17 protein-coding genes are annotated in these 16,135 nt (G+C 65.0%); 8 read left to right on the plus strand and 9 right to left on the minus strand.

Going from position 1 to position 16,135, the window contains the following annotated elements:
• On the plus strand, positions 1–1,108 hold a 1,108-nt coding region (locus GSQ79_RS00315), incomplete at its 5' end, for a pyridoxal phosphate-dependent aminotransferase (RefSeq protein ID WP_158806746.1).
• Positions 1,109–1,124: 16 nt separating this feature from the next.
• Positions 1,125–1,586, plus strand: a complete 462-nt coding sequence (locus GSQ79_RS00320; protein WP_158806747.1) for a hypothetical protein — start codon at positions 1,125–1,127, stop codon at positions 1,584–1,586.
• Positions 1,587–1,607: 21 nt separating this feature from the next.
• Here GSQ79_RS00320 and GSQ79_RS00325 read toward each other — a convergent pair whose 3' ends face one another.
• Positions 1,608–3,152: a sodium:proton antiporter gene (locus GSQ79_RS00325; protein WP_158806748.1), complete on the minus strand. Its 1,545-nt coding sequence runs from the start codon at positions 3,150–3,152 to the stop codon at positions 1,608–1,610.
• 178 nt (positions 3,153–3,330) lie between these two features.
• Here GSQ79_RS00325 and GSQ79_RS00330 point away from each other — a divergent pair, with 178 nt between their 5' ends.
• A complete protein-coding gene (locus GSQ79_RS00330) occupies positions 3,331–4,791 on the plus strand; it encodes a hypothetical protein (RefSeq protein WP_158806749.1) in 1,461 nt (486 codons plus the stop codon).
• Here GSQ79_RS00330 and GSQ79_RS00335 read toward each other — a convergent pair.
• Both GSQ79_RS00335 and GSQ79_RS00340 read right to left on the minus strand, forming a co-directional pair.
• A complete protein-coding gene (locus GSQ79_RS00335) occupies positions 4,788–6,608 on the minus strand; it encodes a sodium:proton antiporter (RefSeq protein ID WP_158806750.1) in 1,821 nt (606 codons plus the stop codon). The two genes, GSQ79_RS00330 and GSQ79_RS00335, sit on opposite strands and share 4 nt — an antisense overlap.
• 102 nt (positions 6,609–6,710) lie before the next feature.
• Positions 6,711–6,956 (minus strand): hypothetical protein, encoded by a 246-nt coding sequence (locus GSQ79_RS00340; protein WP_158806751.1) that lies wholly within the window; start codon positions 6,954–6,956, stop codon positions 6,711–6,713.
• A 226-nt stretch (positions 6,957–7,182) separates the two neighbouring features.
• Between GSQ79_RS00340 and GSQ79_RS00345 the strand changes: the two genes are divergently transcribed.
• Both GSQ79_RS00345 and GSQ79_RS00350 read left to right on the plus strand, forming a co-directional pair.
• The gene (locus GSQ79_RS00345) at positions 7,183–8,826 is read left to right on the plus strand and encodes a methyl-accepting chemotaxis protein (RefSeq protein WP_158806752.1); all 1,644 of its coding nucleotides are present in this window, start codon (positions 7,183–7,185) and stop codon (positions 8,824–8,826) included.
• A gap of 107 nt (positions 8,827–8,933) precedes the next feature.
• On the plus strand, positions 8,934–9,710 hold the full coding sequence (locus tag GSQ79_RS00350; RefSeq protein WP_246725008.1) for an MOSC domain-containing protein: 777 nt from the start codon (positions 8,934–8,936) through the stop codon (positions 9,708–9,710).
• A gap of 39 nt (positions 9,711–9,749) precedes the next feature.
• Here GSQ79_RS00350 and GSQ79_RS00355 read toward each other — a convergent pair whose 3' ends face one another.
• Positions 9,750–10,676, minus strand: coding sequence for a hypothetical protein (locus GSQ79_RS00355; protein ID WP_158806754.1), 927 nt, complete (start codon positions 10,674–10,676; stop codon positions 9,750–9,752).
• 306 nt (positions 10,677–10,982) lie between these two features.
• Between GSQ79_RS00355 and GSQ79_RS00360 the strand changes: the two genes are divergently transcribed.
• Entirely contained in the window at positions 10,983–11,219 is a 237-nt protein-coding gene (locus GSQ79_RS00360) for a hypothetical protein (protein ID WP_158806755.1), read from the plus strand.
• An 18-nt stretch (positions 11,220–11,237) separates the two neighbouring features.
• On the opposite strand, the gene GSQ79_RS00365 is transcribed toward GSQ79_RS00360, so the two are convergent.
• Together GSQ79_RS00365 and GSQ79_RS00370 are read right to left on the minus strand one after the other, a co-directional pair.
• A complete protein-coding gene (locus tag GSQ79_RS00365; protein ID WP_158806756.1) occupies positions 11,238–11,972 on the minus strand; it encodes an arginyltransferase in 735 nt (244 codons plus the stop codon).
• 175 nt (positions 11,973–12,147) lie between these two features.
• Positions 12,148–12,822, minus strand: coding sequence for a Crp/Fnr family transcriptional regulator (locus GSQ79_RS00370; RefSeq protein WP_158806757.1), 675 nt, complete (start codon positions 12,820–12,822; stop codon positions 12,148–12,150).
• A gap of 376 nt (positions 12,823–13,198) precedes the next feature.
• On the opposite strand from GSQ79_RS00370, the gene GSQ79_RS00375 reads away from it, so the two are divergent.
• On the plus strand, positions 13,199–13,915 hold the full coding sequence (locus tag GSQ79_RS00375; RefSeq protein ID WP_158806758.1) for a Crp/Fnr family transcriptional regulator: 717 nt from the start codon (positions 13,199–13,201) through the stop codon (positions 13,913–13,915).
• 36 nt (positions 13,916–13,951) lie between these two features.
• Here GSQ79_RS00375 and GSQ79_RS00380 read toward each other — a convergent pair whose 3' ends face one another.
• Positions 13,952–14,422 carry an RDD family protein gene (locus GSQ79_RS00380; protein ID WP_158806759.1) on the minus strand — a complete coding sequence of 157 codons (471 nt, stop codon included), beginning with the start codon at positions 14,420–14,422 and terminating at the stop codon, positions 13,952–13,954.
• A gap of 61 nt (positions 14,423–14,483) precedes the next feature.
• Positions 14,484–15,062: a cysteine hydrolase family protein gene (locus tag GSQ79_RS00385; protein ID WP_158806760.1), complete on the minus strand. Its 579-nt coding sequence runs from the start codon at positions 15,060–15,062 to the stop codon at positions 14,484–14,486.
• A 131-nt stretch (positions 15,063–15,193) separates the two neighbouring features.
• On the opposite strand from GSQ79_RS00385, the gene GSQ79_RS00390 reads away from it, so the two are divergent.
• A complete protein-coding gene (locus GSQ79_RS00390; protein WP_158806761.1) occupies positions 15,194–15,889 on the plus strand; it encodes a hypothetical protein in 696 nt (231 codons plus the stop codon).
• A 45-nt stretch (positions 15,890–15,934) separates the two neighbouring features.
• Here the strand turns inward: GSQ79_RS00390 and GSQ79_RS00395 are convergent, their stop codons facing one another.
• Positions 15,935–16,135: a hypothetical protein gene (locus GSQ79_RS00395; RefSeq protein ID WP_158806762.1), complete on the minus strand. Its 201-nt coding sequence runs from the start codon at positions 16,133–16,135 to the stop codon at positions 15,935–15,937.

Here is a 16,135-nt window from a genome sequence, read left to right on the forward strand (position 1 = left end):
CATCAGCCGGCTCGCGCATCGGATGAAAGCGGAGGGCCGCTCGATCATCCATATGGAGTTCGGACAGCCGTCGACCGGCGCGCCACAGGCAGCGATCGCGACCGCGCATCACGTGCTCGACAGCGACGGGATGGGCTATTGGGAGAGTGCGCCGCTTAAAGGTCGGATCGCCCGGCGCTATCACGACGAATATGGGGTCAGCGTCGATCCCGAGCGCATCCTACTGACCTGCGGCGCCTCGCCGGGGCTGGTGCTTGCCCTATCCTCGCTGTTCAGGCCTGGCGACCGCATCGCTTTGGCCCGGCCGGGCTATGTCGCCTATCGCAATACGTTGCGGGCGCTGCATCTGGAGCCGCTGGAAATCGCCTGCGGCGCCGAGACGCGGTACCAGCTGACGGCGGCGCATCTCGCGGCGCTCGATCCCGCGCCGGCCGGCGTGATCATCGCCAGCCCCGCCAACCCGACGGGCACCATCATCGACGCCGCCGGGCTGCGCGCCATCGCGGCCGTCTGCCGAGATCGCGGCATCCGCATCGTCTCGGACGAAATCTACCATGGCCTCAGCTACGGCGTGCCTGCTCGCACGATGCTGGAATTCGAGCCAGAGGCCTTGGTGGTCAACAGCTTTTCAAAATACTTCAGCATGGCGGGCTGGCGGCTCGGCTGGGTGGTGTGTCCGCCCGACCATGTCGCACGGGCGCGCGCCTTCATCGGCAACATGTTCCTCACCGCGCCTTCGCTCAGCCAGCATGCGGCGCTCGCCGCGATGGACGCGTCTGACGAACTCGACGGCCATGTCGCGGTCTATCGGCACAATCGCGCGCTGCTGCTCGCAGCCTTGCCGGATCTTGGCCTCGCCTCGATCGCGCCGCCGGACGGCGCCTTCTACATCTATGCCGACATCGCGCACCTCACCGACGACAGCCTCGGCTTTTGCGAGCGGCTGCTGCGGGACACCGGCGTGGCGACCGCGCCGGGCGTCGACTTCGACCCCGTCGAAGGCCACCATTTTCTGCGCTTCAGTTTCGCCGTCTCGACCGCCGAAATCGTCGAGGCCCTAGCGAGGCTGAAGCCGTGGTTTGCCGCGCAGGCATCGTCCTCCAGATGATATGACGCCTGGCATCTTGACGATGCGCCTCGCGTTCCAGAGATTGCCGGCGATCGCCGACAGCGGCGCGGCGACGGGGATGGATGCGATGACGAAGAGACTGCCGACGCTCTGTTTGGGCGCTGCTTTCGCGGCCTTGGCCACCTTTCCCCTGCATGCGGCGACCCCGCCGATCGATTGTCACAAGGCGCGCAGCGTCACCGACCGCGCGCTCTGCGAGGCACCCGACCAGGTCGCGATGGATCGCGAGATCGCCGCGCTTTACGACCGCGGTCTGGCGAGTTTCGATCCGGAGAGCCGCCATCGCCTGGCACAAAGCCAGGTGGCCTTTCTCAAGCAGCGCAATGGATGCGCCTGGGCCTCACATCACAGCGCTCATCCCGGTCCGGCCGTCAGCGAGTGCATCCGCGGTGTGATGGAGGAGCGGGTTCGTGGCCTGCGCAGCGTGGTCGACCGCGGCGGCTACGGCGCTCGGTGATATGACGGTCGCAATCTCACTTCAGCTTTCAACGATCTCGAACCGGTCGGGCGGCGAGGATGCCAGTTCCGCCCAGTCGAGCTCCCGCTCCAGCATGTGAAAGATGTCGTCGTCGATCGCGCCGCTGCAGCGCAGCGTCGCGAGCTTCTGCCGTTTCGCGATGATCGCCTGCTGGCGGAGCTGGTGAACCTCGAGGACTGCGCGCGGGTGCTTGCCGTCCGCGGCGACCTCCCGCTCGGTGCGATATTCTTCACGCAGCAAAGTGGCGGCCTCGCCGTCCTGGGTATCGAGCGTCGCGGCGGCCGCATCAAGCAGCGTGACGCGGGTATCCGACACCGCCTTGTCGAACGCCGTGTCAGGGGCAAAGCGTAGAAAATGGATCAGCGGTCCCAGCGTCAACCCTTGAAGCACAAGGGTCCCGAGCACGACGGCCAGGGCGCTCAGCACGATCACGTCGCGGGACGGAAAGGCGGCGGGAAGCGCGAGCGCCGTCGCCAGCGTGACCAGGCCGCGCATGCCGCACCATGCGACGACGAGCCCTTGCGCAAAAGTAGGAGCTTGGCCGCGTCCGCCGCGCAGCCGCACGATCAGGTTCAGAACACGGTTGTAGAGGAACACCCAGACCAGGCGGACCGCAACGACCAGCGCCGTGACGATGCCGGCAAACCCCAGCGCGTGCCAGAACTGCGCCGGGTCGAGGCGGCCGACGATGGCGCGCGCCTGCAGCCCGACCAGCAGAAAAGCGAGGACGTTGAGCAGGAACACCGCCGCCTCCCAGACCGAATAGGAATGCACGCGATCGAGCGCCGACTGCCGCTCCGGGATATAACGCGCGATGGTCATGGCAAAGGCGACCACGGCGAGGACGGCCGAGAGATGCAGGCGATCGGCGATCACCCACACGCCGAACGTCATGACGAAGCCGAGGATAGTGCCGCCCAGCGTGCCGGCGACGAAGCGCGAGACGATGACGTGGCTCTTGCCGAGGACAGCGCCCAGCAGCAGGCCGCCAGGAATCGCCAGGGCCAGTTGCGGCGCCATGGTCATGAGCGTCGTCTTGTCGGAGGCCGCGCCGACGGCGGCGCTGAAGATGAGCAGCGCGACGGCATCGTTGAGCAGGCTCTCGCCCTTGAGAATCGTGACCGTGCGGCGCGGCAGGACGAACCGCGCGAGCACCGCCGCCGCGGCTGCGGCGTCCGGCGGCGCGACAATGGCGCCGAGCGCGATCGCTGCCGACAACGGCAGGCCGGCGTACACGACGCCGGCCCATGCCACGACCGCGGTGGTCAGCACCACGGCAATCGCCGCAAGTGCCAGCAGCGGCAGCCAATTGCTGCGGATCGCTCGGGGCGGCAGATCATAGGCGGCGTCGAGGAGGGCAGGCGCGATGAACAGGGCCAGCGCGAGATGCGGATCGATGGCGAAGTCCGGCGCCCAGGGCAGGGCGGCCACGACGACGCCGGCGCCCGCGAGCATTGTCGGATAGGGGATCGCCAGACGGCGAGAGACCTGCAGCAACACGATCGCGACGAGGACCAGGGTCAACGTACTTTCAAATAGGACCATGGCCGTGCCTCCAGCAGGGTGGACGTCGCTTCTCTGTGCCCGTGGGTCGGCGAAAGCGCAATTGCAGCTGCCGCACGCGTTACGGACAATTTAACCAACCCTATCCGCGCTTCATTCAGACTTCGGCTGCACGATGAAGAGAGACGTGGGACCGCGCGGTCTCAAGGCGGAGCAACGCATGCCGGCAAGTTTGGCGACCGGATCGATCGTGGCCAGCGGGGGCGAAGCCATCCCGCTGTCGTCGCTATTTTCCGTCACCCCGGGCATCGGCAATCCGCAGTTTCTCATCCTCAGCGGCCTCGACCGCGACGAATACACGGTATCGTCCACCGGCAGCACGGGCACGGTGACGGGAAACGGCGTCACCGCCGGGTTTGCCAATATCGGCGGCGACAGCCTCGGCCTGGGGATCGTCTTCACCTACAATCCGCTGACCGGGAAATACAAGAACGCCGTCTACGGCAATATCAATCGGGCGATCCTGACGGCCTCGCAGGATACCGATGCCAACGAAGCGATCTCGTTGTTCAGCACCAACAATGCGTTCGTCGCCGCAACCTATGCCGACAACCCGTATTCGCTGGCGCAGATGACGACCTATGTCGGAACGGTCAGCGTCGTCACGCAGCCCGCCTTCGTCGGCCCGGCGCCGAGCCAGGCCACGCCCGATTCGATCAGCAGCACGGCCTTGAGCTTCGTCGGCGAGGCCTGGAACACAAATGGCTGCTGGACCTTGACCAGCAACATCGCGGCGATGGCTGGCGCCTCGCTGCCGCTCAGCAGCACGTCGCTCGGCATTCCCGGCACGGTGAACGGCGAGTGGATCGTCGCCTACAATGGTCCGGCGGGGCAGGGCGGCAACTGGCAGGCGGTCATCAAGACCGGCGAGATGGTGGCGTTCGAGACGTCGGCAACGACGGGCCATATCACGACCGTCGTGTCGGGATCCGGCACGAGCGCGATGCTCGTCGACAACATCACTTACGTCAATTCGAACGGCAGCTTCGCCAACAGCGCGCATGACGGATCGGCCGACGACGTCATCATCGCGGCGCCCCATGCCGCAAGCCAGGAGTTTTCGACCGCGGTTGCGGGGTCGGTCGTCTACGAGCTCGATACGCCGACCATCACCGTGGCCACGGCGTCCTCATCCGCCGTCGTCAACACACGGCTGCCGCTCCTCGGTTTGTTTTCGACAAGCGATCCGGCGGGCCGCACCATCACCGCGTATCAGCTTTACGACACGGGCGCTGCGGATGCCGCGCAGCTGATGATCCGTATCGACGGCGGCGTGAAACAGGCGGCCCATTCCGCGGCGACGGCGATCACCGAAGCGGCGACGTCGCTCGCCACCACCATTCTAAAACCCCAGGCGATAACCGGCGTCGACACGCTGGAGATCCGCGCGTTCAACGGGAGCTACTGGGGCGATTGGCAGGCGCTGACCGTCAACCTCATCACCGCGGCGCAGGCGTCGCAGATCAGCGCCGCAGCGCCAGGCGGGGTGTCGTCGCAACCCGTCGCTTCAGCGGCGACTCAGCTCGCGGAGGCGATCGCGGCGCCAGCCGCAAGCGCGGCGACGACATTCGTCGCGCTGACCCCGACGACAGCACATCTTTTAGCCGCGCCGGCTGCCTAGCGCTCGGCGGACACAAGCGCTTCGGCCAATTCATCGGCACTGCGGGACGCCGGCGCCAGCGACACCATCCGGTCGCCGGGTCCGATGCTGAGGTCGGCGCCTTCCAGCGAGGCGAAGGCGAGATCGCCGTTGCGCCGCAGGACAAGGAGCAGAATCGCAAGATCATCGGCATCGCCCGGCTCGGCCGACTCCTCGTGATCGCGGATCGCAAACGTCCAGCCCTGCTTGTGGCGTTGGCGCATGGCCGCGAAATCGGCGGCGGGGCGCCCGATCGCCTGGCCGCGCCACTCACGGTCGAGACCCTTCCACGAATCGACATCACCGCCGGCTGGCGCCAGTTGGAACACCCGTCCGCGCCCGAGCTCCGGGGCCAGTCGTGCGCAGACCAGGCTATTGTAGACGTCGTTCTGCGTCGCCGCGAAAAGATAGTCGACGCGTCGTCCGGCGAGCGCATCCTCGCCATGCGCCGACAGGACTTCGGCCTGCAACACCGGAATGCGCAGGGCGCGGGGACGATCGAGCGCACCGGGATAGGTGTCGATCATCAAGACCGGCGTGCCGGCGTCGACCAGCGCCTTGGCGAGATCGGTGGCCCAGGCCGTGGCGCCGACGATCGCCAGACCGGGCCTGTCCCCGAGCGTCAGGCCAAGGCGACGCGCCAGCGGCGCCAAGGTGAATCCATGGAGGATCATCGTCGCGGCAATCAGGGCGAACACCGCGGGCATGACCTGCTCGCCGCCGGCGATGCCGGCCGTCGCGAGCTTGCTGCTGGCGACGCCGGCCACGGCGGCCGCGACGATGCCGCGCGGCGCGATCCAGCCGGCGAGCACCCGCTCCTGCCAGGACAGATTGCTGCCGCGCGTCGCCAGTGCGATGGCGGCCGGGCGGACCAGAAACCACATCGCGGCGGTGAGCATCACGACAGGCGAGGAGAGCTGGGCGAAGACGCTGCGGTCGAGGCTGGCGGTCAGGACGACGAAGAGCGCCGAGACCAGCAGGACGACCAGCGACTCCTTGAACCGCGCCAGTTCGTTGATGCCGGGAATTTTGAGGTTGGCGAGGGCGATACCGAAGATCGTGGCGGCGGCCAGCCCAGCCTCGTCCATGACCAGGTTCGACACGGCGTAGACGCCGAGCGCCAAGGCCAGCAGCATCGGCGTCTTCAGAACTTCGGGGAGCTGATCGCGCCGGACGAGCAAGCGCACCAGAAGCGCCGCGCCGACGCCCAGCCCGACGGCGACTGCGAGCCCGGCCAGAAGGTCGGCGGCGAGCATGCCGTGCGACGTGTCGCTGGCGAGCAGCAGCGCCAGGACGATCGCCGCCAGCAGCGCGCCGATCGGATCGTTGACGATGGCTTCCCACTTGAGGAACGAGGCCGCCCGCTGCTCAAGCCGCGTGTGGCGCAGCAGCGGCAGAACCACGGTCGGGCCGGTGACGACGGTGACGGCGCCATAGAGCAGCGCCACGCCCCAACTCATGCCCGCGACGAAATGTGCGGCTATGGACGCGAGGACGAAGCTGATCGGGAGAGCGAACGTGGTGAGCCGCAGCACGCCTTCGCCGGCGGCACGCAGCTCGCGAAAGTTGAGGGCCAGGCCGCCCTCGAAGACGACGATCGCCACGGCGAGCCCGACCAGCGGTCGCAGCGCCGGGCCGAATGTCGCCGCCGGCGTCAGGATCTGCAGGCCCGGGCCGACGACGAGGCCGACGGCGAACAGCAGCACGATGGCGGGCAGGCGAAGCCGCCACGCGAGCCATTGCGCGCCGACGCCGGCGACCGCGATACAGAGGACGGCGATGGCAGCCGTATGGGTCATGAGAGGTCCGGATTTCGAAGCATGTTGAGGACAACGACGGCTGTCGTCACGAGCGCAACGGGCCCGAAATGCTTAAAGTTGCAAGCGAGCGTCGGCGCGAGGCTAGGCTCCGCCGCGCGTCAGCGCGGTCAGGCTTGCCTGGACGGCGGAGGAACTCTGCGCCGCGGCGCTTCCCGTCGCGACAACGGCATTGGGATTCGCCGTCCCGTAGTTTCCGTCCTTTTCCTTTACCAGACCGAGCTTCGTCGCGTCGGTCGGATCAGCCGATACGGAGGCAGCCGAGTATTCGCCGTTGCCGACTTTGCTGAGGACCGTGGCTGTCGTGGTCGTGAGGGCAAAAACGGTCATAGATTTCCCGGGGCGTCGTAGGACAGCAAGCAAAGGGCTTAGTCCCGACATGCTTAATAGTTTGTTATTCGATGCATTTGATCTCGCAGGCCAAGACCATCTTGGGTGCGGCTTGCAGCGCCGGCAAAAGACACATCGAGCGTCGGAGCGATTGCTTAATCATATGTCGCCATCATCCGGTGGGTGCCCAGTTCGCTCCGGGCCTTCCGTGCGAGTCAGATTCTCCGTGTTCATTCATCGCAGCATAGCGGCCAAGATCTTCCTTTCGTTCGCCTGCGTCATCGCAATCTCGTTCATCATCGCGCTCACGACCTATCAGAGCATGGACGATATCCGCACGGCAGGAAATTGGTCCCGGCACACCTATCAGGTTCTGACACTGTCGAAGGACATGCGCGCCAGCATCTTGAAGCGGGAAAGCGACATGCGGGGCTACATGCTCACGCATGACGAGGCTTTGCTCGAAAGGATGAAGAACGAGGACACGGCCTTCACGCAGTGGCTGGCGGCCATCAAGGATCTGACGCGCGACAATCTCTCGGAGCAGCGCCGCCTCACCTTGTTCTCGGACCTCGTCGGCGCCTGGCACGGCGCCTTGCTCCCGGAACAGACCGGGAAAGGCCAAATGGCCGCCGAAGGTGTTCTTCTCGACAAGGTGTTGCAGACGCTGACCGACATCGACAAGGAAGAAGAAGGATTGCTTTCAAAGCGTTCGGCGCGCCGGATCGAAGCCTATCAAGACGCTATGCGCATGAATGCGATCGGGCCGCTCGCGGCGTTGTGCGTGGCCGTCTTCCTAAGCTGGACGCTGCATCGTGTGATCGCCGTCCCGATCAGCCGGCTGACCAAGGCGATGGGCCGCCTTATGGAAGGCGATACCAGCGTCGATATTCCGACGACGCAGTGGCGCGAGGAAGTCGGCGCGATCAGTCGCGCGTTCCAGGTCTTCAAGACGACGCTCATCGAAGCGGACCGCTTGCGCGGCGAACGCGCCGAGTTGCGCCTGCGCAGCGAAACCGATCGAAAGGAGCTGATGGCGTCCACTGCCGATCGCTTCGAGGATGTCGTCGGCCGCATCGTCGCCGCCGTCTCGACGTCGGCAAACGAGATGCAGTCGGCGGCAGAATCGGTCCTGCAGCTCGCCGGCTGGACCAGCGATCAGATCAAGGCGGCCGTCGACGACAGCAAGAAGGCATCGGCGACAATGAAGGCCGTCGCGAGCGAAACCGAAATTCTGTCGTCGTCCGTCGGCCAGATCAGCGCCCAGATGGCGCACTCCGCCAACGTCGCCCATCAAGCCGTCGCGGAAGCCAACCGCACGACGGTCACGATCGAGGGGCTCTCGGAATCCGCGAAACGGATCGGCGTGATCGTCGACCTCATCAATCATATCGCGGGGCAAACCAATCTTCTGGCCTTGAACGCTACGATCGAGGCGGCGCGTGCGGGCGATGCGGGCAAGGGCTTTGCGGTCGTGGCGATGGAGGTCAAGGCGCTTGCCGCGCAGACCGCAAAGGCGACCGACGACATCCGGTCGCAGATCGAGGGCATCCAGAATGCCGCATCCGGCTCGGTGACGGCGATAGGCGCGATCAGCCAGACCATCGGCGAGATGGAGCAGATTACCGAAGCGATTACGTCGGCGATCGAACTGCAACGCGAAGTGACGCGGGACATGGCGCTCAGCACCCAGGCGACGGCGCAGGTCGCTGCCGAGACCGCCTTGTCGCTCGGCACCGTCAGCGATGCGACGTTGACGACGGGGACCGCCGCAACACAACTGCTCGCCGCCGCTCAGGATCTGGCGCGGCAATCCTGTCTCCTGAGCATCGAGGCGGATCGATTCACCAGCACCGCGCGCGCCGGGTAGACGCTATGGCCTGCCTCTTGCGTTGAACCTAAGCCAGGGGCACGGTTCCAAAGCCGCGTGCAATGAGAAGAGGTCTGTCGACGATGCCCGGTTCGAGCGCCGTATCCGTGTCCGAGTTGTTTCATTACCCGATCAAGGGCCTGTCGCCGCAACAAGACACCTTCTTGGCGGTAACCGCCGAAAATGGGCTGGTTGGCCCCGATCGCCGCTTTGCCCTGGCTCTCGGCACGACGGAATTCGACGCGGACCATCCCGAGCCGCTCGACAAGGGCTATTTTCTGATGCTCCGGCGCAACGAGAGCCTCGCGGCCTTGAAGACCGTCTTCGACGGCGACACCGGCGCTCTGACGATCGTGAAGCCGGATGGCGCGACGTTTGCCGCCAATCTCGAAGAGCCCGCCGGGCGCGTTGCCGTTGAGGATTTCTTTGCCGATTACCTCGGGGACGCCTGCAAGGGCCGGCCGAAACTTGTCGAAGCGGCAGGCCACAAGTTCACCGATGTCAGCGTGGTCTCGCCGGCGATGATGCGCGCCGTATCGGTGATCAACCTTGCGTCCGTGCGTGATCTCGAAGCCCGCTTCGGACGCCCGGTGCACCCGCTGCGGTTTCGCGCCAACATCTACCTCGACGGGCTCGCGCCTTGGGAAGAGCTGACGTGGGTGGGACGCGACGTGACGATCGGCTCGGCGCGCTTTCGCTGCGTGCTTCGCACCAAGCGCTGCGCGGCGATCGACGTCGACCCGGAGACGGGGCTTCGCGACACGGCCTTGCCCAAGGCGATCTTCGCCAATTACGGCCACCCCGATTGCGGCGTCTATTTCGAAGTCTCGGGCGACGGCACGATCGAAGTGGGTGACGATGTGATCTGCGACGAAGCGGCATAGCCGCCCGTTTGGATCATCAAAGGCAACTGTGCCTGCGCTCTAGCCGTGCGCGGCACAGGCGCGAAGCGCACCCGTTTTACCACGCAGGCCTCGCTCGCGGCGGATCGCGGCGCTACGGTCAACCAGCCGCTCGAAGAGCGCCAAGGCGGCTTCCCGGCCTTCTTCACGCGCGATCGTTGCGACGATCTTGCGGATCTGCGCGACGTCCAGAATGAGGGTGCGTTCCGGTCCCTCGCCGAAGCTGTTCTTGAGGTAGGCGTCGCTTGCGACCACAAGCGACCCCGGAACCAGGACGTCGTGGCGCGAGCGGACCTTGTCCGGGCGGACGATGGCGACCGCAAGGACAGACCCCAGGATACGTCCCGGGCCGACCGTCAGATCGTCCTTGCGCACCCAAAGGGCGACATGGTCACGGCCGGTAAGAAGCATGACCGCGCGCGACGCGACCTTCGACACGATGCCATCGATCCGGACGTTGACGGTTTCCGCGACCCATTTCTCCTCGAAATGGGCCAGCCGGTCCGCTGGCGAAAAATGCAAGGCAGGCGCGCGCTGCTCCAGCGCGACCAGGCGTCGGGATCGCGCCATTTCGATCGGGCGGTTGCGCGCGAGGACGGCGCCGAGTTCGGCCCGATCGACGGATACCTTGTTGTGGCCGGCGCCACCTGGATTGACGACAAACCGCTCGCTTTGCGGGTCGCCTTCGGCGTCCGTCCCACCGGCGATCAAGCGATAGACAGACAGCGTCAGAATGATCGATTCGTGGAAGCTCGGCCCCTGGTCGATGCGCAGGATATCCGGCGTCCCCGGCGTTCCCGCATCGATCTGGACCGTCACTTCTTTCGTCACGGCTGCAGCGTCACCTGACGCGGGTTCCCACAAGGCGCCCAAGGTCACCGTGGCCGTTCGATCGGCTTCACGAGACAGACGGCGCACTTCGGTGGCAGCCAGCTCGTCGGCGGACATGCTGTCTATCCGTGCCTTCAGGGCATCCGAAAAATCGACCAAGACGACCTCAAAGGCATGACGTTCGCGCTGAACGGACGGGACGGCGCTCGAACGCGTCCGGTGAGAGTGTCGTCCCACGCGAAGATGGTCCCCGCCCGCTGTTGCAGTCTAGCGGCCAAGTGTTTCGAAGAGCTCAACACAGGCGGCCCGTGAGACGCCGGCGTTGCGTCGTCGCTTCAAATCGTCGGGACCTTCAGAACGGCTTTTTAAGGCGGGGTCGCGTACGGTGATCGATCAGAGCGTGTGTCACGAGGCTCGAGCGTAATGCGTATCTCACCCATTCTTGCCCGCGCGGAGATTTCCGCCGTTCGAAAAACGGCCGAGGTTACCCGCTCCTCGCGGACGACCGATCCCGACGCCGCGGCCGATGCCGACCCGCGCGATGCGGCCGACGAGCGTCCAAGGCGCCGCGACGCGCAGCTTCGGGCGCCGACAAGCGCGGGCAACCGGAGTTCGAACGCGGTCCTGTCGGCCCTGATTGCCCTGCAGGAACGCCGCTGAGATCCGCGCGACGAAGGATCAGCTCTCGAACCGCTCCCAGCCTTGCATGCCCAGGCGTTCCTGCGGCAGGAAGCGGGCCTTATAGGCCATCTTCTTCGACCCATCGACCCAATAGCCGAGATAGAGATGCGGGAGGCCGAGACGGCGCGCGCGCTCGATATGGTCGAGAATCATGAACGTGCCGAGCGATCGGTTTCTCTCGTCCGGTTCATAGAACGAGTAGACCATCGACAGCCCGTCGGCGAGCAGGTCGGTCAGGCACACCGCCGTCAGGACGCCGGGCGAGACCGACGTGCTGTTCGACCTGTATTCGATCAGGCGGCTCTCCACATGGCTGTCTTCGATCATCATGGAATAGTCGAGCACCGACATGTCGGCCATCCCGCCGTCGCCGTGGCGCGCGTCGAGATAGCCGCGGAACAGAGAATATTGTTCGGACGTCGGCTCGGCGCGGACCACCACGCCGCTCAGGTCGGCGTTGCGCTCGAGCACGCGGCGGAAGCCCCGCGACGTGGCGAACTCGTCGACCTTGACCCGCACGGAGACGCAGGCGCGGCAGGACTCGCACGCCGGTCGATAAGCGATGGTTTGCGAGCGACGGAAGCCGGACTGCGTCAGGGTGTCGTTGAGCGCGACCGCCCGTTTACCGATGAGATGGGTGAACACCTTGCGCTCTTCGCGATGCGGAAGGTACGGGCAAGGGCATGGAGCCGTCAGATAGAATTGCGGGGCGTCCCGCGGCTCTCTCGACACTCTGGCTCCCGTCGGTGATCTTGGGACGTCGACACAGGATAACGCGCCTGGGAAAAGCCGCAAGCGGCATGATGGCGCTGTCCCGCCTCGCTCTTTCGAGCTTGCGTGGCGCCATCACCCATCTCGCGCACGGCGCGTGATGGGTTGGTCGAGGCCGTCGCCGCGACCGTCTGGATCAGCGGAGATAACCGGGGTCGAATCCCGCCAACTTCTGCAAGCCTTCGGGGTTGAGGATGGTGAGGGTTTTGCTGCTGAGGGTGAACAACCCTTGCTGGCGCAGGGACTGCAGCGTTCGGTTCACGTGGACGTAGGACAATCCCATCGTATCGCCGAGATCGAACTGGGTCAGCGGCAGCCGGAAACTGTTTCCGTGGACGAGACCGACCGTGTGCATCCGGACGAACAACTCGCAAAACAGATGAGCCAGCCGTTCGTCTGCGGAGCGTCGGCCCATGTTCATCAGCCACTCACGCAAAATCGCCCCTTCGACCAGGGCGGCTCTCCGAAAGGCCTCGGCGATCGCGGGATAGTCGCTCTGAACGGACACGAGTGTCTCGGATGAGATCTTCGCGACTTTGCTCGGCGCGAGTGCGACGATCGAGCCCCGCATCTCGTTCGGCAGTGCCCTCAGATCGCAATGGTCGCCTGGTAGCAGATAATCGGTGATCTGGCGGGCGCCATTCTGCCGAAGCTTGTACCGACAGGCAAAACCGGCCGTCACGATAAGAATGCCGTCCGGCGTATCGGCCTCCCGGCATAGGTCGGTTCCGGGATCAATGACTCGCGGCGACCCGCTCAGGCCGGCCAGAACGACGCGATCATCCTCGGAGAGGGCCGTCAAAGCTTGCATTCGACTGATCAGCGCGTTGGAGCGGTAGGTCCCAACGGCGGTATCCGGCGCGCCGCTGCCGATGTCTAAAGCCGCTGTCCCTGATGGCGAAGTCAGTGCCGGTCTCGCGGCGACACTTTCATGAGTTGATGTCACAGCATCTCCAAAGGGCTAGGCGGCATCTAATCGAGCACAACCTGGACAGCGCATTAACATTTGCGATGACGGGGCCAGGAAAGCGTACGTTATCGTACAGTCTTTTGCCGCCAAGCTTTGTTTAATAAGGCCTAAGTCGGAATCTGGTCCGACGTGCTACAAGCAATGTGTCGCCTGCTCGTACCGAGGCTGCAGGCGTTTGGGAGATGCGCGTGGCTCTCGCCCAATCGGGATGAGGACCATGATCATGTTACCGCGGACAGCGGTTCGCAATCGGCTGCTGTCGCTTCTTTCGACTCAAGACTATACGGCCCTGGCGAACGATTTCGAGGCCGTCGAGTGCCCCAGAGGCTTCATCATAGCCGAGCCTGATCAGGTCGTCAGCCATGTCTACTTTTGCGAATCGGGTCTCGGATCCGTCATCGCGACGTCCCCCGAGGGACAGAAGGTCGAAGCCGGGCTTTTTGGCTGGGACGGGTTTTCGCCGATTTCCGTCTTGCTGGGATCAGATCGGGCGCCAAATCTCATCATCATGCAGATAGGAGGATTTTGTTATCGCATCGAACGATCGCGTTTCGACGCGGCCACCGAGACAAGCGCCACGTTGCGCGGCTTGCTCCTGCGCTATGTCCAGACGTTCAACGTGCAGGCGAGTTTTACGGCCCTGTCGAATGCCGTGCATCCTGTTGACGAGCGGTTGGCCCGCTGGCTCCTGATGTGCCATGACCGCTCCGACAGCGACGACCTGCCAATCACGCACGAGTTCCTGTCGATCATGCTGGCCGTGCGCCGGCCAAGCGTCACGACCTCGCTGCACGCGCTCGAAGGCCATGGTTTCATCCGCTCGGAACGGGGCTTCGTCACCATCGCCAACAGGACGGGTCTCGAAGAATTTGCCGGCGATGCTTATGGCAAGCCCGAAGCCGAGTACCGCCGCCTGATCGGGCCGATGCGCTAGACCGGCCGAAGCCCGGGTCGCCGCGGCCGCAATATCCTACATCGGCCGCCTGACGACGATGACGCCGGCGACGATGTCGTGCAGGCAGCGTTTGTCGCCTGTGATCAGCGACACCAGGAAGACAGGGGGGAACATCCAGCTGACGTACAGCAGAACAGCGTGGATGGCGGCGGCGATGAACGACACACGCGAGCCGTCGACGGCCCGGATCTCGAGATCCATCGTCCGCATGCCGGGTGTGCCCATCCGGTGACCCGACACCGTGAAGCCGTTGTAGAAAAACGCGACGAAGGGGAACAGCGGCGGCAGAAGCAGCGCCGACATCCCGAAGGTCGCAACGAACAACACCGTCCAAAGAATTGCGACCAGAATCGAAACGAGAATGAAGTCGAGGCCGAAGCCGACGATGCGCCGGCTTCGGACACCGGTGAAGGCCGCTGCCGGCAAGACCGGGCTGGCAAAGTAAGGCATCGTGGTCTGCGCGCGGTACGGTCCTGTGTCGCTCATCGTCGTGACTCCTGCCGGCAAAAGCGTCCGGCCGATAACATATGGCCGCGCGCCGATCGGGCTACAAGCCGGGTTTGGAGTAGGCCGTCTTGAGCGGCTGCCGGCCGGACAGAGCCGCACTGGTGGTCGTCACCGCGCCGTACATCTCGACGAGATACTGCAGCGCCGCTTCGCTATCGACGCCTTCGAAAACGCAAACGGCGTCCGTCGGGATCTGGATGCCGTAGCCGCGCAGGAAGGCGCCATAGGCGGTGTGGCGGACGCAGCAATGGGTGTGCTGCCCCGTGATCACCACGTCGGTGACGTCATAGTCGATGAACGTATCCTCCAGGTCGGTGTCGTCGAACGCGCCGTAAAACCGCTTGTGCGAAATGATCTCGCGCTCCGCACCGATCGGCGCCAAAGCGTCGATGACGGCGGCGCCCGGCGTGCCGGCCATCGCGTGGCGGCCCCAGATCGACACTTCGCGGTCGTCGGCGCGGTGCGCGTCGTTGGAGTAGACCACGAGCCAGTCCGGGTCCTTGCGCGCATGATCGATCAACCGACGAATTGCGGGCACGATCTGCATGGCGCGCGCCTCGTTCGGCAGCGCGCCGGTGACGAAGTCGTTGAGCATGTCGACGACGATCAGGGCTTTCATGAGAGACTCCGTGAATTCGGGGCTTGGGCGCACCTTACAAAGATGTAAGGCGTCCGCGGCGAAAGGCAGCTTGCCGCTCGGGAATGACCGTGGCACTGGGGGCGCAACAAAAAAATCGTAGGGAGATCTTCATGCTTGTCGCGTTTCGCGATCGTCGAACCACCTTTTTCGCCGCGGCGCTGGTCTGCGTCGCCCTGCCTTCTGCCGCGATGGCGGCAGGCCCGCTCGATCCGTATCTGCCCAAAAGCGGCACGATCAAGGGGCATGTGGTGGTGCTCGAGGTCGCGAAAGAGGATCAGGCCATCTCCAAACAGTTTCAGCTTGCGGTCCAGAACAACATGGACTGGTTCAAGCACTACGTCACCAACAACAAGGCCGGTGAGCCGCTGCCCTACAACAGCAAGATGGGCGTGACCGAGGCGCAATACACCCAGCTGCTGCATATGAAGCCGTCGCTCATCGAGAAGGCGGCGATCGACATCACGGTGAACCGGGGCCCGGACGGCCGCGTCGCCTTCGTCTCCAGCGATCCTGCGGCGGCCTCGTTGCAGGGCACCACGTTTCCGCCCGACGGCAAGCTCGCGCAGACGCCGTTCGGGACGCTCACGGTCTACAACGCTATCCATCAGAAGGATGAGAATGCCCCCTTCGGCGTGTGGGACGGGGCGGAATGGGCGAAAGTCGCTGCGGACGGGGCCGACGAGCCGAGCGTCAAGATCGCCTTCGGCAAGCGTGAGCCCTCGGGGCAGGGGCTGTTCTACTACCAGGTCTCGCCGACAAAGGAGAAGCCGGAGCAGTCGCTTGTGGTGACGTATCCGCTGGATTGAGCGCCGAACGGCCGCGGCACGCCATCGACCAGCGTGCCAGTCCGCTCACGGCCTGCCCCAGCGGAGCAGGCCGACGAAGGCTTGGACAATGCCCGCTCCGACCAGGAATCCAGCCGGCATCACCATCAGGGCGAGGAGGTGAAGTCCGGCGAACCGCGCGACGATCGCGGTCGAGGCGCCCGCGCCAAATAAGCCCGCGATCGTGTACATCAGGTCTTCGCTGAACGGGGGGCCATAGCTTGTCAT

The organism is Beijerinckia sp. L45 (genome assembly GCF_009765775.1).
Lineage (GTDB): Bacteria > Pseudomonadota > Alphaproteobacteria > Rhizobiales > Beijerinckiaceae > RH-AL1.